The organism is Bradyrhizobium sp. Ken64 (assembly GCF_055807555.1).
Genome location: NZ_JBVVPA010000002.1, coordinates 492,099 through 513,317, shown reverse-complemented (window position 1 = coordinate 513,317; position 21,219 = coordinate 492,099). Strand labels below are relative to the sequence as shown.

Genomic DNA, 21,219 nt, shown 5'->3' with positions numbered 1-21,219 from the left:
TTTTAACCATGCGTTAACTGTTGCGTGGCCCTAATCGGCTGCTTCCAATTGTTTTCCGGATACTGTTCTGACGTTCCTGTCGGGGCGCGAACGAAGCGGGCCTGTCAGACAAATCCGCCGAGCAACCCAATGGCCATCGTCACGTCGAGCACCAGCCAGATTTCTCCCGCTCTCGAGCGGGTGTATCACCAGAGCTCCCTGCTCGGTGAGTGGAAAGGCAATTGGGCGGGCAACAACCAGCCCGTCAGCTTCAAGGTCGTGAACATCCGCGGTGCCCGGGCGCAGGTCGAGTACACCCATAACGGGCGCACGGAGCGCGGTTTTGGCGAGGTCGCAGGTTCGCTTCTTACCTTCGGCACGGTCACGGTCGGCACAAAGGACGGCAAGAGTCTGGTGCTGTTGTCATCTGCGGGCGCGGGCAAGCAGACCGCGACTCTCGAGAAGCAGGCGCCGCCGGCCTCCGACAGCCGCCTGATGGGAAGTTGGGGCGGCTATTCCAGTGACAATGGCAAGAGCGCGAGCTTCAGGGTGCTCGCTGTCAACGGCAACGAAGCGCAGGTCAGCGTCACCACCGATGGCGTCACCCGTCAGGGCACCGGCACCGTCTACAAGAACGTCATCATGTTCGGGCAGGCGCAGATTGCGACCGACGACGGGCAGAACGGCAAGATCATCTACCAGGTCCGCAACAAGTCCTTCGTGGTGCCCGTGACGAAATATCCGCCGGCGGATTCGTCGTCCACGGTGGACAGGACGGCCTAACCGTCACGGCTGCTAGCTGCGAGATTGCATCAGCGCCTTCAATTGCCGCTCGATTTCACGCAAGACATCGCAAGCGCGCGTGAGGGCGCCATTGCCGATCATTTGCGGCGGCCAGCTTACGTTGCGGCGCGAGCGAGGCAAGGATGTCGGCGCCAGGCGTGGCTGCAGCATCGGCATGACCATATGCCGCAGCCACGCGCCGGAATGAGGAAGATCAGATCCGCGCCTCCAGAATCAGATTGAAGGGCGTTTCAGCGGCGCGGCGGAAGCGCGTCAGTCCGCCCTCTCGCGCGACGTTGCGTAGCCTTGCCTCGCCCGCTTGCGCGCCCAGTGCGAGGCCCACCTCCTGGTCGAGCGAGGCCGGCGTGCAGATCATGGTCGACGCCGCATAATAGACCCGCCCGACCGGGTTGAGATTGTCCTCGAGGCGGTCGCCTGCGAACGGCTCGACCAGCATGCAGGTGCCGTCCTTTGCCATGGTCTCGCGCACGTGGCCGATGGCGCCGACGGGGTCGCCCATGTCATGCAGGCAATCGAAGAAGCAGACGAGATCATAGCCCTCGGCCGGATAGGTCTTGGCGGAATGAACAGCGAAGCTTACCCGGTCGCCCAATCTGGCTTCGGTGGCCGCCTTTCGCGCGGCCTTGATCGAACCCTCGTGATAGTCGAAGCCGTAGAAGCGGGAGTTCGGGAAGGCTTCCGCCATCAGCCGTGTCGAGACGCCGTGCCCGCAGCCGACATCGGCGACCTTGGCGCCGCGCTTCAGCTTGTCTACGACGCCGTCGAGCGAGGGCAGCCATTCCTGCACCAGATGATGCATGTACCCGGTCCGGAAAAAGCGGGCAGTGCCGCAGAACAGGCATTCGCTGCGCCGGTTCCACCCGACGCCCTTGCCGGATTTGAATGCGTCCGAGACCTTCGGCTCGTCGAGAAAAGCCGAGGCAATGACATTGCCAAACGCGCCGAGGAACACCGGACTGTTCTCGTCGGCAAGCGCCATCGCCTGCTCCGGCAGCATCGAGAATTTTGCCGAAGCGGAATCGTATTCGATGTAGCCGGACGCCGCTTGGCTCGCGAGCCATTCGCGGACGTAGCGCTCCGCGGTCCCGGTGGCGCTTGCGAGCTCGGACGAGTTCATCGGTCCCTTGGCGGCAAGGGTACGGTAGAGACCGAGCTTGTCCCCGAGCAGGACCAGCGACGCATTCATCGCCGCCCCGAATTCGGTGACCATCTTGCCCATAAAGGCATTCAACCTGTCGGAATTGACCTCCATGACAGCCTCCGTGCTGACGCGCCCCCTCAGGTGGGTCAATCGGGCATGCGGGAAGTTCAATTGACAGGAAAACGTGATCCCGGAACTCAAGGGAAGATTGGTGTCGCGATGCTGGCATTCATGATGCCTGGTGGGTATAATTCGCAAGGTTTTCGACGGTTATTTGGATGTCCAGGCTTACCCGCTTTTGCGGTCTCGCGGTTTTTCTTGCCCTGCTCTGCCTCGGCGAAGCGCCGGCTCATGCGCAAGCCGCACCCCTGCAATATTGGATCCCCGGCGGACCTTTCGGCTTCGGCGGCGTTGCCGGCCAGAGCGCCGACAGCTACGGCAATGTCCCGAGCTTCAATGGCGGCGACGCAAGCGGCCGCAGCAATTTTGCGAACGGCTTCTTTGTCGGCAGCCAGCATGGCAATCTCAATTGGAGCGGCCTCAGCCCGGCCGGACTGAGCGGCAATTTCAGCGCGCTCTCCTACGACAGCACGCAGTTCGGCTACAACACCAAGACCGCGGGCGGCATGCCCGTCACGTTCTTTGCCGGATTCGACACCCTGAAATACGGCGGCGGCATTGGCAGCTCGCTTGCGCCGCTCACCTCCAGCGCCTCGCCCGGCTATGGCGCATTCGCGGGTGTCGAGTTCAAGCCGACCTCCAACCTCAGCCTGTCGTTCGGCGCCGGCTTCACCCAACAGCAATCCGGGCGCATGGACAGCGACATCAACTCGTCGATATTGCCCGGCGAGTCGCCGGCCCTGGGCGGCCTTCGGCGCTAGACTGCATCATCCGCGCATCACCAGCTCCGGGCCGCGCCTCAGCGATTTCGGCAAATTCGGTCCGGCTCCGAAACGGATCACAATGTCGGGACGCCGCTCACCGAGTCCGAGTGAGGCTGCGAATTGCGATCTCAGTGTCGGCACCTCGACCGGCTGGTTGACGAAGGAATATTTCAGCCCCAGTGCGGTCGCCTGCAAACCGAACCGCTGGCAAGCGCGTCCGACCGCGATCCACTGCGATGTGTCGCTGCGGTCGGCGGCAAGCACGAGGACCCCCGCGGAGCTGTCGAGCTCCTCGCGGTACTTTCTGTTCTCGCCCTGCTCGGTGAAGACGAGCTTCAGCAGCGGCCGCGCGACCCATGCCGGCAGTGACGGGCTGCCTGACGCGCGCGAGAATAGCCCGTCCATGGACGCGACCGCATCCGCCTCGTTGAAGCGCATCCAGCTCACGAGTTCGCTCATGAAGGCCTTGTCGCGCATTTGTGCGGAATTGCCTTCGAGCACATAGTCGGTGACTTTGGCGATGGCTGCGCGTTCGGTCAGCAGGATTGCCGACACGTTCGGCTCGCGACAGGCGTCCTCGAGCTGGCGCAACATCTCGGGCGCGACCGGCTTGCCGTCGAATGCCGCACGGGTGCATTGCCTGACTGGAATTGCGGCCGCCAGCGCCGATGCGGCAGGCGGAGCTTGGTCGAGTGCGATCACGATCCGGCCGCCGTCGACCGTCTGGTTTGCGCGCCAGCCCAGCGTTGCCGCCGCAAGCGCGAGATTTTCGGCGGCGCAGCCGAGGCTGACGAAGAGGTGGTGATCGTCCGGGTCGACTGCGGGACAGCGGCGTGCGACGTCTGGCCTGATCACGATGACATTATCATGGGCGGAAAAAATCCAGGGCTGGGTGTTGTGGCTGTTGGCCGCGAGTGTCGCAAAACGCACGAGCTCGCGGTCTCTCGGGGACGATCGCAGCGGTGCCCGGGCCGCCTGCACCGCGTCCTCATAGCTCCCGTTCGAGGCCTGCGCGGGACTGGCCGTGAGCGTCGCCGCGGAAAGGCCGAACGTATTGGTCATGAATTGTCGTCGGTCGATCGCCATCATCCGCTCCGCGGCCATTCCCGCGCGAGCTTAGCGCAACGGCAGAGCCGGTCGGTTGACCGGCATCAAGGTCGGGAGGGACGCGCTTATCTCACAAACCGCGCCACCAGCTCGACATGCGGCGTGTGCCGGAATTGGTCGACCGGCACCACGGCATCCATCTTGTAGCCGCCATCGATCAGCAGCCGCGCGTCGCGGGCAAATGTCGCGACGTTGCAGGAGACCGCGACCACCACAGGCACCTTGCTCGCGGCGAGCTTCAAGGCCTGCGCCTGCGCGCCCTGGCGCGGCGGGTCGAACACGACGGCGTCGAAATCGCGCAGCTCCGGCGCCACCAGGGGACGGCGGAACAGGTCGCGCGGCTCGGCCTTGATCGGCTTGAGCCCTGGTGTGCGCGCGGCCTTTGCGAGCGCTGCAATGGCGCCGGCGTCGTTGTCATGGGCGGTGACGCGGGCCTTTTCGGCGAGCCGCAACGCAAACGGTCCGACACCGCAGAAGAGATCGAGAACGTTCTTGGCCTTGCCGATGCGCTCCGCGACCAGCGACGCAAGCGTCTCTTCACCGGCGACGGTCGCCTGCAGGAACGAGCCCGGCGGCAGCGTCACCTCGGCGCGGCCCATCTGCAGGGTCGGTGGCAGGCGTTGCAGCACCAGTTCGCCGTGCCGTGTCAGCCGCGCCAGGCGGTGCTGCTCGGCGACGCGCGACAGCGCCGTCACGAGTGACATTGGCAACGGGCCGGAGCCGCGCACGTCGATGTCGAGACCGTTGGCGGTCGCGGTGACCTGGATGTCCAGCGGTTTCGTCACCGGCATTTTGGACGTCAGCAGCTCGGCGAGCGCCCAGCCGGCATCGAGCGCACCCTCGAGCCCGGGATCGAGGATCGGGCAGCGATCGATCGGGATGACGTCGTGCGAGCTGGCAGCCGAGAAGCCAACCTTGAGGATGTCATGGGTGCCGAACCGGCCGTGCAGCGTCATGCGCCTGCGTCCCGCACCGTGGGCATCGACCAGCGACGCCACCTCGCAGTCGATACCGGCCTGGGCCAGGGTCTCGACCACGATGCCGCGCTTCCAGGCGTGATACGGTTCGACCGCCCAGTGCTGGATTGCGCAGCCGCCACAGACGCCGAAATGCGGACAGAACGGCGCGACGCGCTCGGGGCTGGCGACATCCACCGCCAGCAGCTTGCGGCGGTCGGGATGATTGCCGACGACATGATCGACCTCGACGGTCTCGCCGCCGAGCGTGTAGGGCACATAGATGGCATCGCCGGCGTCGAGCGAGACGCCGTCGCCGCGATGGCCGACGTGATCGATTGCCATGCGCTCAACCACGGCGCGCGCCCAGGAAGAATTCGATATTGCCGTCGCCGCCGGTGATCGCCGATGGGAACACCTCGATATCGGTGCAGCCGAGCGAGGCCGCAAAGGCGGCGACGTCGTCGCAGATCTCGCGGTGCACGGCGGCGTCGCGGATGATGCCCTTCTTGTTGTGCTTCCGGTCCGCTTCGAATTGCGGCTTGATCAGCGCCAGCAGACTCATCGGCGCGGCCGCCAGCGACAGCGCCACGGGCAGCACCGTCTTGAGCGAGATGAAGCTGACGTCGATTACGACGACATCGGGCCGCGCTGGCAGGCGCTTGCCGTCATAGGCGCGGATGTCGGTCTCTTCCATCGACACGATCTTGGAGTGACCGCGCAGCGAGGGATGCAGCTGACAGGTGCCGACATCGACGGCAAAGACGAGGCTCGCGCCGTTCGCCAGCAGCACCTCGGTGAATCCGCCGGTGGACGCACCGACATCGAGGCAGACATGATCCTCGATCTCGATCGGGTAGCGCTCCAGCGCGCCGGCGAGCTTGACGCCGCCGCGGGAGACGTAGGGGTGCGCGGGCTCGGCCTGGATCACGGCGTCCTCGGCGATGGTCTCCGATGGCTTTGCCACCTGCTTGTCGTCGGCCGTGACGAGCCCGGCCTCGATCGCCGCGCGCGCCCGCGCCCGGCTCTCGAACAGGCCGCGCTCGACCAGCAGAATATCCGCGCGCTTGCGGGCAGGGGACATAATCTCTCCGAAAGACGCCTGAGGCGCTTATGTAGCGATCAATCGCGCGGCCGCCATCCGGACGCAAGCCTCGAACGCGGCCAGATCGTGCCACACGTCGATCGGCATCTGCGCCGGCGTCACCAGCGGGCAGCCATGCAGCTCCAGCGCGTGGATCATCATGAGATTGTCGACGAGGCCAAAATCCTCGACCGTCAGTCCCTGCCCGTCGACCAGCCGCCCATCCTCGGACGTCACGTCCATGAAGCGGCCGACACGGTCGGCATAGGCGGCGCCGTCATTGGAATAGGCCAGGCAAAACTTGCGGCGGCCGGCCATGTAGCCGAGCTCGTAGACGGTGCCGGGATCGGAGCCAGCGCCGCGGAACGGCGTAAGGTTGGCAATGATCGCATCGGCCGTGTCCATCATCGCCTCGTTGCCGCAAAAGATCTGCCGCGAGGCGTCGGGAGCGGCGAGGTCGATCTCGTTGTCGAGGGGATAGAGGCCGGTGAGGCCGTTTGCGGCACAGATCGCGACCTTCCGCCGGCCGATCTCGACTGCATCTGGCAGGAACACGTCGGGGCCTGCCAGATAGATCTTCATCGAGCTGTTTCGCGGAAGGTCGAAGCTCGCTGTCAGGCGAGCTTGACCGTCTCGGCCTTGACGTCCTTGCCGAGCGCTTCGAACACCTTGGCGACGATGCCCTTGGCGTCGAGACCGGCACGACCGTACATCGCCGCCGGCGTGTCGTGGTCCTGGAACACGTCGGGCAGCACCATGGTGCGGAACCGCACCAGGCCGCTGTCGAGCGCGCCCTGATCGGTGAGGTACTGCGCGACATGCGAGCCGAAACCGCCGACCGAGCCTTCCTCGATCGTGATCAGGATCTCGTGGTCGCGCGCGAGCTTGAGCACGAGCTCGGTGTCCAGCGGCTTCATGAAGCGCGCATCCGCGATCGTGGTCGAAAGGCCGTGGGCTGCGAGCTCGTCCGCGGCCTTCTCGCATTCGGCGAGGCGCGTGCCGAAGGAGAGCAGGGCGATCTTGCTGCCCTGGCGGACGATGCGGCCCTTGCCGATCTCGAGCGGAACGCCAACTTCGGGCATCTCGATGCCGCGGCCTTCGCCGCGCGGATAGCGCAGCGAGCTCGGACGATCGTTGATTGCGACCTGGGTTGCGACCATGTGCACCAGCTCGGCTTCGTCGGCCGCGGCCATGATCACCATGTTCGGCAGACAGCCGAGATAGGCGTTGTCGAACGAGCCGGCATGGGTTGCACCGTCGGCGCCGACGAGGCCGGCGCGGTCGATGGCGAAGCGAACCGGCAGGCTCTGGATCGCAACGTCATGCACGATCTGGTCGTAGCCGCGCTGCAGGAAGGTCGAGTAGATCGCGCAGAACGGCTTGTAGCCTTCGGTGGCGAGGCCGGCGGCGAACGTCACTGCGTGCTGCTCGGCAATGCCGACGTCGAAGGTGCGGTCCGGGAACGCCTTGTTGAAGATGTCGACGCCGGTGCCGGACGGCATCGCCGCGGTGATGGCGACGATCTTGTCGTCCTTCTCCGCTTCCTTGACGAGGCTCTGGCCGAACACGTTCTGATAGGCCGGCGCGTTCGGCTTGGACTTGGCCTGGGTGCCGGTCGCGACGTCGAACTTGACCACCGCGTGGTACTTGTCGGCGGAGGCTTCCGCCGGGCCGTAGCCCTTGCCCTTCTGCGTCACGACGTGGAGCAGGATCGGGCCGGTCTCCATGTCGCGCACGTTCTTCAGCACGGGCAGGAGATGGTCGAGGTTGTGGCCGTCGATCGGGCCCACGTAATAGAAGCCGAGCTCCTCGAACAGCGTGCCGCCGTCCATCATGAAGCCGCGGGAATATTCTTCGACGCGATTGGCGCGGTTGGCGAGGATCTTGGGCAGGCGCTGGTTGATCTGCTTGGCCACATCGCGCAGCGTGCGATAGGTCTTGCCCGAGTAGAGCCGCGACAGATAGGCGCTCATCGCGCCGACCGGCGGCGCGATCGACATGTCGTTGTCGTTGAGGATGACGATCAGGCGCGAGTTCATCGCCCCCGCATTGTTCATGGCCTCGTAGGCCATGCCCGCCGACATCGCGCCGTCACCGATCACGGCGATAACGTTGTTCTTGCCGCCGGAGAGGTCGCGCGCGACCGCCATGCCGAGGCCGGCGGAGATCGAGGTCGAGGAATGCGCGGCGCCGAACGGATCGTAATCGCTCTCGCTGCGCTTGGTGAAGCCGGACAGGCCGCCGCCGGTGCGCAGCGTGCGGATGCGATCGCGCCGGCCGGTGAGGATCTTGTGCGGATAGGCCTGGTGGCCGACGTCCCAGATCAGCCGGTCGCGCGGGGTGTCGAAAACGTAATGGATCGCAGTGGTGAGCTCGACCACGCCGAGGCCTGCGCCGAAGTGACCGCCGGTCACCGAGACGGCATCGATGGTCTCCTGACGCAGCTCGTCGGCGACCTGGCGAACCTGCTCGACCTTGAGCTTGCGCAGGTCGTCCGGCGTCCGGATGGTGTCGAGAAGCGGCGTTTTACTATATGCGTTCACGGCGATTTCCAATTTGTCAGCGCCGGAAGATCGTTCCGGTGCGCGATGGGTTTGCACAATATCGGCGCAGCGCGAGTCCTTAAACCGTCGGAGCCACCTGCATGGGGCAAAGCCCCGTCTTCAAGCTTAGGTGAGCTTAAGTGCTCTCCGGTTCAGTCTCTGTGATCCCTGTCACTTAGATCGGCTTCGTCCATCCCAGCCAATTCATCAGCAGTTTGAAGCGCTTGTCGTCGGTAATCAGTGCCCACGCAAGGCTTACAAAAAGCCACACTCCGCGCAGCTTTACACCAAAGCTTGGGCCAAAGCCAACCCGCTCCGCCGATTACGGGCATGCACCTGCAACCCGCGGGCCAGAGTGGTTAATCCTGGCGCCAGCCGAAGGGTTCCAAGCTTGCCCAGTTCCTCGGCAAGGTTTTTCGCGTGGGGAGGCTATTTCTAGACGGATTCAGGAGGGCGAGGGGCCCCTCTGAGGGAGGTTCCGTGATCGCCAGAGCGCCGGTTCCCTGGAATCAAGCAGCAGCAGCAACAACGCCGACTGCGGCGTGCGATCATGAAAAATTGCCGGTGCCCGCTGCGTGAGATAGGCGGCTTTGGAGGCGGCCCTTACTGGACGTCGAGCGGCGCGGTGCCGGTGGCCTGGCCGCTGGCATCGGTGGTGATCTTGTCGACGCGCGCCTCGGCCTGGCGCAGCAACTCCTCGCAGCGGCGCTTCAGGGCCTCGCCGCGCTCGTAGATCGTCACGGATTCCTCGAGCGGCACCTTGCCGTCCTCGAGCCGTTTCACGATGGTTTCGAGCTCCTCGATGGCGCGTTCGAAGGTCAGCCTGGAGATGTCGATTTGGGTATTTTCGGCCATATAAGTTTCCGATTGCCCGATTCGCTTCACGTCGCAGAAAGCAAAGTTTTGCGGGCGCAATGTGGCGGGTGTGTCAGGCGCCCATCAGGGCGCCGACATGCGCCGTAACAGATTCTTTCAGTCCTTGCAGGTCGTAGCCGCCCTCGAGCACAGAAACAACGCGCCCCCCGGCGGTCTTGTCGGCAAGGTCCATCAGCTTGCGCGTCACCCAGGCATAATCCTCCGCGCGCAAATTCAGCGACGCCAGCGGATCGCGATAATGCGCGTCGAAGCCGGCAGAGATGACGAGCAGCTCCGGGCTGAATTTTTCGAGTTGCGGCAGGATCAAATTCTCGAACGCGATGCGGAATTCCGGCCCGCCGTCCTCGGAGGCGAGCGGCGCGTTGACGATGGTGTCGTGGTCGCCGCGCTCACTCTTGGCGCCGGTGCCCGGAAACAGCGGCATCTGGTGCGTCGAGCAATACATCACGGTCGGGTCCGACCAGAAGATGTCCTGCGTGCCGTTGCCGTGATGCACGTCGAAATCGACGATGGCCGCGCGCTTGATGCCGTATTTGCGCTGCGCGTGGCGCGCGGCGATGGCGACGTTGTCGAAGAAACAGAAGCCCATCGGCTTGCCGATCTCGGCGTGGTGGCCGGGCGGGCGCACCGCGACAAAGGCGTTGCGATGCTCGCCCGCCATCACCGCTTCGGTCGCCGCGACCGCGCCGCCGACGCCGCGCATCACCGCTTCCCATGTGCCCGGCGACATCGAGGTGTCGCCATCGATATAGACCAGTCCGCTGGTCGGCGCGATGTGGCGCAGCTCCGTGACGTAGTGCTCGTTGTGGCAGAGCGTGACGAGGTCGAGATCGCCCTCCGGCGCCTGGTCACGCACCAGGAACTGGAAGCGCTCATGCGACAGCGCCTCCTCCACCGCGCGCAGGCGGTCCGGCCTTTCAGGGTGTCCCGGCGGCGTGACGTGGTCGAGGCAGGCCTTGTGGGAGAGGAGAAGCGTACTCATCAGTTCGGCCTCATGGAATGCGGGCTCTCGACGTCGCTTGGCGCATCCGGCGCCAAAACGCAAATACAAAACCCAATCTATGCGTTCCCCCGGGAATGGCAAAGGGTGGTCCCGAGCCGGCCCGTTTGATCCGGATCAATTCACGCGCAGGATGCGGCTCAGCGGCAGCGGCCCGATCGGTCCGTGCGCCCTGAAGAACGCGAACAGCGCGTCAGCGTCGTAGCCGCCATATTGCGGCCCCGTGCCTTGTTTGGCGACCGTAAAGCCGTCGCCACCGACTGCGAGGTAATCGTTGAGGGTGACGCGGTAGCCGCTTCCGGCTTCGACCAGTCTGCCATTGAGCGTCATCTTCTCGGTGATCACGCGCTCGCCGAATGGCTTCGCCGCATCCCAGGCGTAACTGAACCCGTTCGAGACCTGGAGAATCCGCGGCCGCTTCGGGTCGAGCCATTGCTGCTCCAGCATGTCCTTGAGCTGGCTGCCCGTGAGCGTCATGGTGACGAGCCGGTTGCGGAACGGCTGGCTGGCGAAAACGTCGCCGAAGGTGATCGCGCCGTTCTCCTTTGGAACGATGTCGGTGCGGATGCCGCCGGGATTGGTGAGCGCGATGACGGCGCTGCCGTCCTTGGCATCTCTGGTCGCGGCGAGCTGCGCGTCCGCAATGACGTCGCCGAGCGGGCTTTCGCCGGCCTCGTTCGGCACGCGTGACAGCGTCTGCGTCACCGATCCAGCCGGGCGATTGGCGATCGGCGCCGAAAGCTTGTCGTAGGCATCGATCAGTGCGGTCTGCTCGGGATCCCTAGGCAGCGAGGCATTGGCGACGAGGACGTTCTCGGCCCTGGCGCGGACGACGTCGCGCGTTGCCGGATCGAGCTTGAGGTCGATCGCGGTGACCAGGGTACCGTATTTGTCGCCGCTGGTGACGAGCCGCCCGTCAATATCGCAGACATAAGCACGATGGGTGTGGCCGCTGACGACGACGTCGACGGCGCGATCGAATTTTTTCACGATGTCGACGATCGGCCCCGTGATGGCAGGGCATTCATTGTAGTCGCCGGCCGGCTCGCCGCCCTGGTGGATCAGCACCACGATCGCCTCGACCCCGCGCGCCTTCAGCTGCGGCACCAGCGCGTTCACCGTCTCGGCTTCGTCGCGGAATTCGAGGCCGGTGATGCCCGCGGGCGATACGATGCCCGCGGTCTCCTTCAAGGTCAGCCCGATGAAGGCGATGGGGATGCCCTCGAATTCCCTGATCTCGTAAGGCGGCAGCACGCTCCTGCCGGTCGCGGTCTCGATGGTGGACGCCGCGAGATAATGGAATTTGGCGCCCTGGAAGGGATGGGGCCCCTGGCAGCCGTCGACCGGATGACAGCCCCCGTTCTGCATCCGCAGGAGCTCGGTCTTGCCCTCGTCGAATTCGTGATTGCCGACCGAGGTGATCGCGAGCCCCATCATCGAGAGCGACTCGATCGAAGGCTCGTCGTGGAACATCGCCGACAGGAACGGGCTCGCGCCGATCAGGTCGCCGGCGGCGACGAAGATCGTGTTCTTGTGGCCCTCGCGCAGCTGCTTCACCAGCGTCGCCATGTATTCGGCACCGCCGGCCGCCACCATCACCTTCCTGGACCTGTCCTCGGGATCGCTGATCCGGATGCCGCCAGGTGGCGAGCGCAGATTGCCGTGGAAATCATTGATCGCGAGGATGCGCAGCTCGACGGGTGCGGCGGTTTGGGCGGACGCGGGCAGGGCGGCGAGCGCAAGCGCGAAGACGGTCAGGCGGAGAACATGTCGCATGGAACCAGACTAGTCGCTCCGCGCGAAGATTTCACGAAAGTTCTCGCCGTCATTCCGCGGCGATGCGCCGGACGGCACCCTACTTTTTCTTCTTCCTGTTCGCAAACGCGTTGAATGCGGCGGTGGCTTCTTCCGACTTCAACCGCTCGCCGAACAAATGGGCCTCCTGGTCGATGCGGCGGGTGAGCTCCTCGGATGCGACGCGCAGCAGTTTGCGCGAGATCGCGACCGCTTCGGCGGGGAGCCTGCAGATATCGCGCGCCACCTTGCGCGCCTCGACCTCGGTATGACCCGGCGAGACCACGGTGTTGACGAAGCCGGCGGCATGCGCTTCAGCGGCCGTAAAAGTCCGTCCCATCACCAGCATGGCGAAGGCGCGCTGGTAGCCCATCGTGTTCGGCATCAAGAGGCTGGACGCACCGACCGGCACGAGCCCGAGATGGATGTAGGGCGCGGAGAAGGTTGCCGCGTTCGAGGCCAGCACATAGTCGCAATGGAACAGCATCACGGTGCCCATGCCGATCGACGCGCCGTCCACGGCCGCGATCACCGGCTTGGCGTTGAGGGCGAGCGAATAGAGAAACTTGGCGCCGTCGGACAGCGTCTCGGGGCGCGACGTGTCGGCGTGCATGAAATCGTCGATGTCGTCGCCGGCGGTGAACACGCCGGAGCCCCCGGTGATGATCATGCAGCGAATCTCGGGATTGTTCTGCGCGGTGTCGATCGCGCGGCTCATCTCCCGATACATGTCCTGCGTGATCGCGTTCTTCTTGCTCGGACGGCGCAGGGTGATTACGCGCGTTCCGCGCTCTTCGGTGACGATGATGTTGCCATTCGACATGAGAGGCCCCTGCGGTCGCCGCGATACTGACATTGGCTAGACTCGCGAAACGTCAGCCTACATCATCTTGCAGGCGTGCCAATGCGCTGGCTCGACCTTTTGGGGACCGAATTCGCGCGAGACGGGCGCATCGGCCGCTGCTGTGTTACGCGTTGCAATAATTAGCTACCCATTTTCGATTGAAAAACCCCTGGTTGTGGTGCACGATCGCCTCGCGCCGTTCCATTTGGCGGATTGCCCGATTGATGATTGCCGCCACTCGTGTTGACGAATCCTCGCTGCACTATCGCGGCTGGCGCGTCGTGCTGGCCTGCTTCCTGATGGCCTTCTTCATGTTCGGCTTCGGCCTATACGGTCAGGGCGTCTATCTCGCCGAACTCCAGCGCGCCCATGGCTGGCCGGGCACGCTGGTCTCCGCGGCCAGCACCTTCTCCTTTCTCCTGACTGCTGTGCTCGTCATCTTCACCGACGATCTGCTCGCCCGCATCGGGCTGCGGTCGCTGATCCTGTGCGGCCTCTCGGCGCTCGGCGCTTCGACGGTGCTGCTGGCGCTGCTGCAGACGCCCTGGCAGCTCTATCTCGCCTATGCGCTGATGTCGGTCGGCTGGACCGGCATGGGCACGGTGGTGATCGCCACCGTGCTGAACTCCTGGTTCGAACGGCGCCGCGGGCTCGCGCTCAGCCTCGCCTACAATGGCGCGACCTGCGGCGGCATCGTGCTCGTGCCGCTGCTGCTGTCGCTGAGCGGCAGCATCGGCTTTCGTTCCGCGATGCTGGCGGCCACGCTGGCGATGGTGGTGCTGGTGCTGCCGGTGGTGGTCATCTTCACCGGCTGGCCGACGGAAATGCCGCCAACGCCGGGCGGGGATTCATTCGATGGCGGCACCGCCGTGCCTGCGGTTCACTCGCGCAAGACGCTGCTCGCCAATTCGGCGTTCTGGACCATGGTGCTGCCGATCGCGGTCGCGCTGCTGGCGCAGATGGGATTCATCATCCACCAGGTGACGTTCCTCGAACCGCTGATCGGCCGCGCCAGTGCGGGTCTTGCCGTCACCATCATGGCGGCGATGGCGGTGGTCGGGCGCCTGTCGCTCGGCCTGTTCGTGGACCGGCTCGATCCGCGGCTCGCCTGCGCGGCATCGATGACCAGCCAGGCGGCGGCGCTGTTCGTGCTTCTGGAAAGCACGAACCCGACCGTGCTGCTCGTGTGCTGCGCCGTCTACGGTTTCTCGATCGGCAACATGATCACGTTTCCGCCCTTGATCATCCAGCGCGAGATCGGCGCAAGCGCCTTCGCCGCCGCGATGGGACTGGGCACGTCGATCAGCGGCATCGTCAGCGCCTTCGGCCCCGGCATCGTCGGTCTCGTGCGCAGCGTGACCGGCGACTACACGAGCGCGTTTGCGATGTGCGTGATGCTCGACCTAGTGGCGGCGAGCGTCGTACTATGGCGGCCGGGGAAACGTACGAAGCTCGCGGCTTCGTAGCCCGGATGGAGCGCAGCGCAATCCGGGCTGGCCGTTCCCGCTACGATCTGCGAGCGGGGAGGCGCGAGTAAAAAATCTGGTGTCGTCCCGGCCTTCGCCGGACGACACTGAATGTGTGGCGCGCATATGCGGCCTTACCCCAACAGCACCGCATCCGCAGCAGCGACCGACTCCGCGCTCTCCGTCACGGTGCGCTCGAGCGCGCCGGCCTGCACGGCGATGTTCTCGGCGAAGAAGCGCGCCAGCGAGACGTAGCGCGCGGCATCCGTGATGCCATCGGATTTCGCGGCGAGCGCTTCGGATGCCAGCATGCAGCCGCCGAGCGTGGCGCCGAACTGTTGCAGATACGGCGTTGCTCCGGCAAGCGCCTCGTTCGGCGCGGACGCAACCCGCTCCAGCAGCCATTTGCTGGTGCGCGTCAGCGCCTCCAGTGCCTCGCGCAGTTTCACGCCGGTGGTGCCGAAAGCGGGATCGTTGGAGGCTTCGACCTGCTTCACGATTGCGGAGAGCTCGTCGAGCAGCGCCCACACCGACGCGCCGCCGTTGGCCGCGAGCTTTCGCGTGACGAGGTCGATGGCCTGGATGCCGTTGGTGCCCTCGTAGATCGCGGTGATGCGGGCGTCGCGATAGTGCTGCGCCGCGCCGGTCTCCTCGATGAAGCCCATGCCGCCATGCACCTGCACGCCGAGATAGGCGACCTCGTTGCCGATATCGGTGGAATAGCCCTTGGCCATCGGCGTCAACAGCGCCGCGCGCGCGGCAGCATCGGCGCGGACCTTCGGATCTCTGGCGCGTGTCGAGATGTCGATCGCCACCGCGGTCGCATAGCAGATGGTGCGCGCCGCCGCGGTCTGCGCCCGCATCCGCATCAGCATGCGCTTGACGTCGGGATGCACGAAGATCGCATCGGAGCCGTCACCCTTCTTGCCGAGGGCGCGGCCCTGCTTGCGCTCTTGTGCGTACGACAAGGCCTGCTGATAGGCGCGGTCGGCAACACCGACGCCTTCGAGGCCGACGCCGAGGCGGGCCTGGTTCATCATCGTGAACATGCAGCGCATGCCCTGGTTCTCTTCGCCGACCAGGAAGCCGATCGCGCCGCCATGATCCCCCATGGTCATGGTGCAGGTGGGGGAGGCATGCATACCGAGCTTGTGCTCGACGCCGGAGGCGAAGATGTCGTTGCGCGCACCCAGCGAGCCGTCTTCGTTGACCATGAATTTGGGCACCAGGAACAGCGATATCCCCTTGGTGCCGGCGGGCGCGTCCGGCAGGCGCGCCAGCACGAAATGCACGATGTTGTCGGTCATGTCGTGCTCGCCATAGGTGATGAAGATCTTCGTCCCCTTGATGCGATAGGTGCCGTCGGCCTGCTTCTCGGCGCGGGTGCGCAGTGCGCCGACATCGGAGCCGGCCTGCGGCTCGGTCAACTGCATCGTGCCGGTCCATTCGCCGGAGACGAGCTTCTCGAGATAGATCTTCTTCAACGCGTCGCTGCCATGCGCGTCCAGCGCCTCCATCGCCGATGCCGTCAGCAACGGGCAGAGGCCGAAGGCGACGTTGGCGGCGCTCCAGATCTCGGTGCAGGCGGCGTTGATCGCTAGCGGCAGGCCCTGACCGCCAAAATCCTCGGGCCCGGAAACCGCGTTCCACCCGCCCTCGGTCCAGCGCTTATAGGCATCCGGCCAGCCCGGCGCGGTCGTGACCTTGCCGTCGCTGAGCTTGATGCCGTGCTCGTCGCCGACCTTGTTCAGCGGCGCCAGCACGTCGGTCGCGAACTTGCCGGCTTCCTCCAGCACGGCGCTCACGATATCGCCGTCGAAATCGCCGTAATGGCCGGCCTCCATGGCAGCCTTCAGGCCGGCGCCGTGGTTCAGCGACAGCAGCATGTCAGAGATCGGCGCGCGGTAGGTCATGGCTCACTCCCGGGGAAACAGTTCTTGCCGCCGTATTCCCATGAAATGGGGGAGGTCTCAACTGTCAGGAGGGGGGCGGAACGCCCATCGGAAGCGGCGGGCGTAACGCCCTATCAGGCATGGCGCGTCGCCACCGGCGCCTGTGGTATTTTGCTCCTCCGGGCGGTTGAAATGCCGCGTCTCTCCCTATAGACCGGCACCACTCGAGGGAATCCGCGGACGCTCCTGTCGCCGCCGTTCCCGAGGGCCTGATGGGGCGTAGCCAAGCGGTAAGGCAGCGGATTTTGATTCCGCCATTCGGAGGTTCGATCCCTCCCGCCCCAGCCAGCACGTAAGCTGTTGAGTTCGCTTCATAAGCAGCCTATTTCCGCCAAGGTTTTCAGGGCCGTTTGGAAATACAGATTCTGAGCTCGGTCCGGTCCGAACGAGATCGCGTCGTACAGCACGATGCCCTCCGTCGCTTTCATCCCAACATATTACTCGGGAGACGGGCCGGCGCAGGTCCGCTACGTCGTCATCGTAGGATAGAGTACCCCGGCGAACAAATCGGATGCTGCTACCAAGAGCGCGCTTTCGTTTCCAAGTGCCGGCTCACACGCTCGGAACGTCGCTGCGTGTCCCCACGTTTTTCTGAAAGCTCACAACGGGTAGCACTACTTAGCCGGTAAGGCGTACGCCACCAGGGAATCACCGATCGGCGTCTCCATGAAATGATGACCGCCGGCCATGATGACCAGGTACTGGCGGCCGCCAGCCTCATAGGTGATCGGCGTGGCCTGGCCGCCGGCAGGAAGCACGTCCTTCCAGACGGTTTTTCCGGTCTTGATGTCGATGGCACGGATCAGATTGTCGGTCGTCGCTGCGACGAAGATAAGCCCGCCGGCGGTCACGACGGCACCGCCATTATTTGGCGTCCCGATCCTGATCGGCAGCATCGAAGGGATCCCGAACGGGCCGTTCGTGCGGGCTTCACCCAACGGACGATCCCACAGCGTCCTTCCGGTCTTCAGATCGATGGCGCGAATTCCGCCATAGGGCGGCTGCTTGCACAACAATCCGGTGCCCGGCAGCCGCCAGCCGGCATTGACGTTGATCGCATATGGGGAACCGAGCTGCGGATCGCCCGCGCCTTCCTGCCCGCCGATTTCGCCGCGCGCCTGGTCCCGCGGCGCCCAACCGAGACGATTGGCCTCGTCGCGCGGCACCAGCCGATTGTAATTCGGCATGTCGTTGTAATTGGCAACGATGACGTCGCGAACGGGATCGATGGCGATGCCGCCCCAATCGGAGCCGCCATTATAGCCTGGATATTCAATCCAGTGCGGGCTGGCCGTGGGTGGCGTGAAGATGCCCTTATAGCTCGCCTGACGAAACTGGATACGGCAGATCATCTGGTCGATGGGCGACATGCCCCACATGTCGCGCTCGGTGAGATCGGCCTTTCGCAGCGTGTGGTAAAGCGAGAATGGCTGCGTCTTGGCGCGCTGCGCCGGCTCAACGCCGCCTTGCGGCACCGGCCTCTCTTCGACGCCGACGAGCGGCTTGCCCGTGCGGCGGTCGAGCACGAAAATGTCGCCGCGCTTGCTCGGCAACACCAGCGCCGGCACCGGCGCGCCATTGTCCGTCGGGAAGTCGATCAGCGTCGCTTGAGAGCCGAGATCGTAGTCCCAGACATCATTGTGCACGGTCTGGAAATGCCAGGCAGGCTTGCCGGTCGTGACATCGAGCGCGACCAGCGATGTCGCGAACTCCTTCTCGCGGTCCGAGCGACTGCTGCTCCAATAGTCCACGGCCGAAACCCCAAGCGGCAGATAGACGAGTCCCAGCTCCTCGTCGCCGGAGGCGGTCGTCCACATGTTGGGCGTGCCCCTGGTATAGGTTTGTCCAACCGCCGGCGGCGCGCTTGCATCCGGCTTGACCATGTCCCAGGCCCAACGCAACGCCCCCGTCTGCGCGTCGTATCCCTGAATCACACCCGAGGGCGCGTCCCGCTTTTGCCCATCGAGCACTTCATGCCCGATAACAATGACGCCGCGAACGATCGTCGGCGCCGAGGTAATCGCGAACATGCCGGGATCGTGCCGGCCGATGCCCCTCGCGGTGTCGACCTGTCCGTCATGTCCGAATGCCTCGCAGCGCTTGCCGGTCTTCGCATCGATTGCGATCAGGCGTGCGTCAAGCGTACCTTCGATGATGCGGCTGGCACAGGCCGCGCCCTGATCGGCATTGGAGAGTTCGTAATATGCAAGGCCTCTGCAAGCTGCGGTATACGGAATGAACTCGTCCGGAACGCGCGGGTCAAATCGCCAGATCTGCTTGCCGGTCTTGGCGTCGACGGCGATAACGATGTTCTTGGGCGTGCAGACGTAGAGGTTATCCCCCACCTTCAGCGGCGTGTTCTCTGCGCCGTATGTGCCCTTTGTATTCTTGGTAGGCAAGTCGCCCGTGTGAAAGGTCCAGACCTTCGTGAGCTTGGCGACGTTCGTCGAGTTGATCTCGTCGAGCGGCGAATAGCGGCGCGCGCTGTAGCTGCCGCCATACGCAGGCCAATCTGCGCCTGCCTTGAGAGAGGAAGGGTCGGCCATCGCGACGGTCGGAGATGGCATGACGCGAGGAGCGGCGCTTGCCGGCCGAAAAGCCCCGGACATCAACACAGTTGTGGCTACCAGCAGTACAAGCCCCGCAGCGATTGTCGCCGCAGCTTCATACTGGTGGCGAATGGGCCGAAGCCGTGGCGTGAGCGCCAGGACGGCGATCAGCAAAATGGCCGGTCCGACGGTCCGCGGCACCAAGGCCCAACCGTTAGCGCCAACTTCCCAGAACGCCCAGGCGAGGGTGAGCAGGAAGAGAACAAGGTAAAGCCATGCGCCTTCAACGCGCCGGCGGGCCAACAGGAGACCCGAGAGGATCAGGACGATTCCGCTGGGCAGATAATAGAAGGAGCCTCCCAACCAAAGCAGCCATGCTCCGCCGGCTCCGAGCACGAGGCCGATGAGAACCATGACTCCTCCGAGAGCGAATGCCGCCCAATCTGCTGCGCGATATCTCTGAGCCATGCCGGTTACTCGTCATCTGTTGATTACTTTGCTCCAGATCCAAGAGTGCGTCCGCCGCTTTGGTTCCTGCATTTGCACGTACGCTTCCGGACCACGGAGCGCCGTTGGCTCGGGGAGGCGATGAGCTCAAGCGACCCTCAGCAGCCCGAACAGATGGGCAATTCGTTTCTGCTCGGCTATCTTGATTTCGGGGTCATACGCATTCTCAACGTATGTGTTCGCTGCCTATCACAAAGACCTGCGGATCGCTCGGCGCAGTTGCCGTGTTGATGATATGGCTCTGGGTCGCCGCCTATTCCGTCCTGGCGGGCGCCGAACTTAACGCTGAGATCGGAAGGCGACTGTCTCAGCGATAGCCTTTGGCGGCTCATCGTCACCCGGCAGAGGCAAGATCTGTTCGGTGAATTGCCCCATCGGACCTGCTCGGACCATCAGAGTAAACAGCTGATGTCGGCGTTCGACATCCTCCCTGTCGCTGCGAGCGGCAATCAGGCGACGAGCGTCTGCAAGGACGAGGTCGGCGTGGTGGGAGAGCGCCGCGAGCCGGGTGGGGTCGCGCTCGGAGCTTGCGACTTGTGTCATCACCTCAATCATTCGGATCGAAATTGCAGGCTGGGCGCCTGCGCTTTGCCGGATCATATGAAACATCGTCCCGAGCAGTTGATCGTATTGCACATGCGGCACCACCAGCACCGGCTGACTTCCTCTGATCGACACTCCTGATGGCAGATGCAGGGGTACGAGATCGCAGAGCGCCGCACCCAGTCGATCCAGGACCGAGAGCGCGGTGTGTGGATCGTTGATGCCGGGCGAAAGTGCCCTCACCGCGACTTCGACGAGTTGGCGAACGGCAAAGCGCAGATCGGAAGCGATGCTGCTTGTTGCGCCCAGCGCCGTCGCATTCCGGATAGCCGCTTCGGCACCGTCGACGGGAGGATTAACCAGAGCGACGGTCGCCCCCGGAAAAACATAGTCGCCGGGGCCGATCAACAGCCGAATGGTGGCTCTATGCTTGGCCGCCCAGGTGGCCAGGCCCTCTTCGTCCAGATGCTGCAGATAACCGCGCCGCGAGTCCTTCAGAGGCAGGGAGCCGATCCAGTACTCGCCCGGCGGAGGCTTCGGCTGCGGATCCTGGACCGTTAGCTGGCGTGTAGCGCTGCGGAGGTCTTCACTGACGAGTTCGACGACAGTTTCAACGTTGATCCGGCCGGCGACGTGACCGACGAAGTAGACGAGCGTCGCCACGCAAGCCAATGCGAGCAGAATTCCAACGCTTAATGATAGATGAGGGACGAAGCCCCCCTCGGGCTCTGTCCGGATGCTTCTCAGCACGACGAGAGCGTAACAGAAGGTGCCGAGCAGCATCCCCAGCGTGAGTTGATTGCCGCGATCGCGAGTGAAATTGCGCAGCAGTCTCGGCCCCATCTGACCTGCAGCGAGAGACAACGCGGCAATGGTGATCGAGAACACGGTTCCCGCGACACCGATCGTCGCGCCGGCTACGGTGCCGAGAAGGGTGCGAGCGCCGGTCGCGCCGCCGTCGTACATCCAACTCTGTAGATTTGAGAGGTAGACCGTGTTGCTCTGGTCAATATGAACGAGGGTGAAGGCGCCGATCAGGCTGCAAAGCACCATGACCATAGGCACCAGCCAGAATGTCTCGCCAAGGTCAGCCAGCAGTTTCTCAGCGCGGGCGAGCATATTTTGAGCCGCATAACCACATCGAATCTGGAACCAACAGCCGGGAGGTGGAGCGGTTCCGCCCAACCGCT

Annotated in this window: 18 protein-coding genes and 1 tRNA gene; 5 read left to right on the top strand and 14 right to left on the bottom strand. The window is 64.4% G+C overall.

Annotation, left to right across the window (positions count from 1 at the left end; all coding sequences use genetic code 11):
• Positions 1-129: 129 nt before the first annotated feature.
• Complete coding sequence (locus AC0L2F_RS05510; RefSeq protein ID WP_007607396.1) at positions 130-762, top strand: hypothetical protein; 633 nt, start codon at positions 130-132, stop codon at positions 760-762.
• A 12-nt stretch (positions 763-774) separates the two neighbouring features.
• On the opposite strand, the gene AC0L2F_RS05505 is transcribed toward AC0L2F_RS05510, so the two are convergent.
• Both AC0L2F_RS05505 and AC0L2F_RS05500 read right to left on the bottom strand, forming a co-directional pair.
• Entirely contained in the window at positions 775-939 is a 165-nt protein-coding gene (locus tag AC0L2F_RS05505) for a hypothetical protein (protein ID WP_473247758.1), read from the bottom strand.
• A gap of 37 nt (positions 940-976) precedes the next feature.
• Positions 977-2,035 (bottom strand): class I SAM-dependent methyltransferase, encoded by a 1,059-nt coding sequence (locus AC0L2F_RS05500; protein WP_473247757.1) that lies wholly within the window; start codon positions 2,033-2,035, stop codon positions 977-979.
• 167 nt (positions 2,036-2,202) lie between these two features.
• On the opposite strand from AC0L2F_RS05500, the gene AC0L2F_RS05495 reads away from it, so the two are divergent.
• Positions 2,203-2,805, top strand: coding sequence for a hypothetical protein (locus tag AC0L2F_RS05495; protein ID WP_473247756.1), 603 nt, complete (start codon positions 2,203-2,205; stop codon positions 2,803-2,805).
• Positions 2,806-2,811: 6 nt separating this feature from the next.
• Here AC0L2F_RS05495 and AC0L2F_RS05490 read toward each other — a convergent pair whose 3' ends face one another.
• From AC0L2F_RS05490 to AC0L2F_RS05450, 9 genes are all read right to left on the bottom strand, one after another.
• Positions 2,812-3,870 (bottom strand): Acg family FMN-binding oxidoreductase, encoded by a 1,059-nt coding sequence (locus AC0L2F_RS05490; protein ID WP_473247755.1) that lies wholly within the window; start codon positions 3,868-3,870, stop codon positions 2,812-2,814.
• A gap of 110 nt (positions 3,871-3,980) precedes the next feature.
• On the bottom strand, positions 3,981-5,228 hold the full coding sequence (locus tag AC0L2F_RS05485) for a class I SAM-dependent RNA methyltransferase (RefSeq protein ID WP_473247754.1): 1,248 nt from the start codon (positions 5,226-5,228) through the stop codon (positions 3,981-3,983).
• On the bottom strand, positions 5,221-5,955 hold the full coding sequence (locus AC0L2F_RS05480) for a TlyA family RNA methyltransferase (protein WP_063993364.1): 735 nt from the start codon (positions 5,953-5,955) through the stop codon (positions 5,221-5,223). Before AC0L2F_RS05480 ends, AC0L2F_RS05485 begins: the two co-directional genes overlap by 8 nt.
• Positions 5,956-5,982: 27 nt before the next feature.
• On the bottom strand, positions 5,983-6,537 hold the full coding sequence (locus AC0L2F_RS05475; protein WP_063993363.1) for a nucleoside 2-deoxyribosyltransferase: 555 nt from the start codon (positions 6,535-6,537) through the stop codon (positions 5,983-5,985).
• Between the two features lie 32 nt (positions 6,538-6,569).
• The gene (gene dxs / locus AC0L2F_RS05470; protein ID WP_007607410.1) at positions 6,570-8,498 is read right to left on the bottom strand and encodes a 1-deoxy-D-xylulose-5-phosphate synthase; all 1,929 of its coding nucleotides are present in this window, start codon (positions 8,496-8,498) and stop codon (positions 6,570-6,572) included.
• 603 nt (positions 8,499-9,101) lie between these two features.
• On the bottom strand, positions 9,102-9,353 hold the full coding sequence (locus AC0L2F_RS05465; RefSeq protein ID WP_007594646.1) for an exodeoxyribonuclease VII small subunit: 252 nt from the start codon (positions 9,351-9,353) through the stop codon (positions 9,102-9,104).
• 73 nt (positions 9,354-9,426) lie between these two features.
• Positions 9,427-10,356: a histone deacetylase family protein gene (locus AC0L2F_RS05460; protein WP_007607412.1), complete on the bottom strand. Its 930-nt coding sequence runs from the start codon at positions 10,354-10,356 to the stop codon at positions 9,427-9,429.
• A gap of 135 nt (positions 10,357-10,491) precedes the next feature.
• Positions 10,492-12,150 (bottom strand): bifunctional metallophosphatase/5'-nucleotidase, encoded by a 1,659-nt coding sequence (locus AC0L2F_RS05455; protein ID WP_063993362.1) that lies wholly within the window; start codon positions 12,148-12,150, stop codon positions 10,492-10,494.
• Positions 12,151-12,229: 79 nt separating this feature from the next.
• Entirely contained in the window at positions 12,230-12,991 is a 762-nt protein-coding gene (locus AC0L2F_RS05450; RefSeq protein WP_063993361.1) for an enoyl-CoA hydratase-related protein, read from the bottom strand.
• Positions 12,992-13,236: 245 nt separating this feature from the next.
• On the opposite strand from AC0L2F_RS05450, the gene AC0L2F_RS05445 reads away from it, so the two are divergent.
• Positions 13,237-14,478 (top strand): MFS transporter, encoded by a 1,242-nt coding sequence (locus tag AC0L2F_RS05445; protein WP_473247753.1) that lies wholly within the window; start codon positions 13,237-13,239, stop codon positions 14,476-14,478.
• Positions 14,479-14,612: 134 nt separating this feature from the next.
• On the opposite strand, the gene AC0L2F_RS05440 is transcribed toward AC0L2F_RS05445, so the two are convergent.
• Positions 14,613-16,391 carry an acyl-CoA dehydrogenase gene (locus AC0L2F_RS05440; protein ID WP_007607419.1) on the bottom strand — a complete coding sequence of 593 codons (1,779 nt, stop codon included), beginning with the start codon at positions 16,389-16,391 and terminating at the stop codon, positions 14,613-14,615.
• A 252-nt stretch (positions 16,392-16,643) separates the two neighbouring features.
• Between AC0L2F_RS05440 and AC0L2F_RS05435 the strand changes: the two genes are divergently transcribed.
• A tRNA-Gln gene (locus AC0L2F_RS05435) sits at positions 16,644-16,718 on the top strand.
• Positions 16,719-17,044: 326 nt separating this feature from the next.
• On the opposite strand, the gene AC0L2F_RS05430 is transcribed toward AC0L2F_RS05435, so the two are convergent.
• The gene (locus AC0L2F_RS05430; protein ID WP_473247752.1) at positions 17,045-19,447 is read right to left on the bottom strand and encodes a membrane-bound PQQ-dependent dehydrogenase, glucose/quinate/shikimate family; all 2,403 of its coding nucleotides are present in this window, start codon (positions 19,445-19,447) and stop codon (positions 17,045-17,047) included.
• A 212-nt stretch (positions 19,448-19,659) separates the two neighbouring features.
• On the opposite strand from AC0L2F_RS05430, the gene AC0L2F_RS05425 reads away from it, so the two are divergent.
• Positions 19,660-19,803, top strand: coding sequence for a YhjD/YihY/BrkB family envelope integrity protein (locus AC0L2F_RS05425; protein WP_083843223.1), 144 nt, complete (start codon positions 19,660-19,662; stop codon positions 19,801-19,803).
• Here the strand turns inward: AC0L2F_RS05425 and AC0L2F_RS05420 are convergent.
• Positions 19,766-21,148, bottom strand: coding sequence for a DUF2254 domain-containing protein (locus tag AC0L2F_RS05420; protein WP_473247751.1), 1,383 nt, complete (start codon positions 21,146-21,148; stop codon positions 19,766-19,768). The two genes, AC0L2F_RS05425 and AC0L2F_RS05420, sit on opposite strands and share 38 nt — an antisense overlap.
• Between the last annotated feature and the right edge of the window lie 71 nt (positions 21,149-21,219).

What these genes read in the sequence shown, in the direction of transcription:
- AC0L2F_RS05510 (WP_007607396.1), top strand. Translation starts at nt 130, where the DNA reads ATGGCCATCGTCACGTCGAGCACCAGCCAGATTTCTCCCGCTCTCGAG.
- AC0L2F_RS05505 (WP_473247758.1), bottom strand. Translation starts at nt 939, where the DNA reads ATGCCGATGCTGCAGCCACGCCTGGCGCCGACATCCTTGCCTCGCTCG.
- AC0L2F_RS05500 (WP_473247757.1), bottom strand. Translation starts at nt 2,035, where the DNA reads ATGGAGGTCAATTCCGACAGGTTGAATGCCTTTATGGGCAAGATGGTC.
- AC0L2F_RS05495 (WP_473247756.1), top strand. Translation starts at nt 2,203, where the DNA reads ATGTCCAGGCTTACCCGCTTTTGCGGTCTCGCGGTTTTTCTTGCCCTG.
- AC0L2F_RS05490 (WP_473247755.1), bottom strand. Translation starts at nt 3,870, where the DNA reads ATGACCAATACGTTCGGCCTTTCCGCGGCGACGCTCACGGCCAGTCCC.
- AC0L2F_RS05480 (WP_063993364.1), bottom strand. Translation starts at nt 5,955, where the DNA reads ATGTCCCCTGCCCGCAAGCGCGCGGATATTCTGCTGGTCGAGCGCGGC.
- AC0L2F_RS05475 (WP_063993363.1), bottom strand. Translation starts at nt 6,537, where the DNA reads ATGAAGATCTATCTGGCAGGCCCCGACGTGTTCCTGCCAGATGCAGTC.
- AC0L2F_RS05465 (WP_007594646.1), bottom strand. Translation starts at nt 9,353, where the DNA reads ATGGCCGAAAATACCCAAATCGACATCTCCAGGCTGACCTTCGAACGC.
- AC0L2F_RS05460 (WP_007607412.1), bottom strand. Translation starts at nt 10,356, where the DNA reads ATGAGTACGCTTCTCCTCTCCCACAAGGCCTGCCTCGACCACGTCACG.
- AC0L2F_RS05455 (WP_063993362.1), bottom strand. Translation starts at nt 12,150, where the DNA reads ATGCGACATGTTCTCCGCCTGACCGTCTTCGCGCTTGCGCTCGCCGCC.
- AC0L2F_RS05450 (WP_063993361.1), bottom strand. Translation starts at nt 12,991, where the DNA reads ATGTCGAATGGCAACATCATCGTCACCGAAGAGCGCGGAACGCGCGTA.
- AC0L2F_RS05445 (WP_473247753.1), top strand. Translation starts at nt 13,237, where the DNA reads ATGATTGCCGCCACTCGTGTTGACGAATCCTCGCTGCACTATCGCGGC.
- AC0L2F_RS05440 (WP_007607419.1), bottom strand. Translation starts at nt 16,391, where the DNA reads ATGACCTACCGCGCGCCGATCTCTGACATGCTGCTGTCGCTGAACCAC.
- AC0L2F_RS05430 (WP_473247752.1), bottom strand. Translation starts at nt 19,447, where the DNA reads ATGGCTCAGAGATATCGCGCAGCAGATTGGGCGGCATTCGCTCTCGGA.
- AC0L2F_RS05425 (WP_083843223.1), top strand. Translation starts at nt 19,660, where the DNA reads ATGTGTTCGCTGCCTATCACAAAGACCTGCGGATCGCTCGGCGCAGTT.
- AC0L2F_RS05420 (WP_473247751.1), bottom strand. Translation starts at nt 21,148, where the DNA reads ATGCTCGCCCGCGCTGAGAAACTGCTGGCTGACCTTGGCGAGACATTC.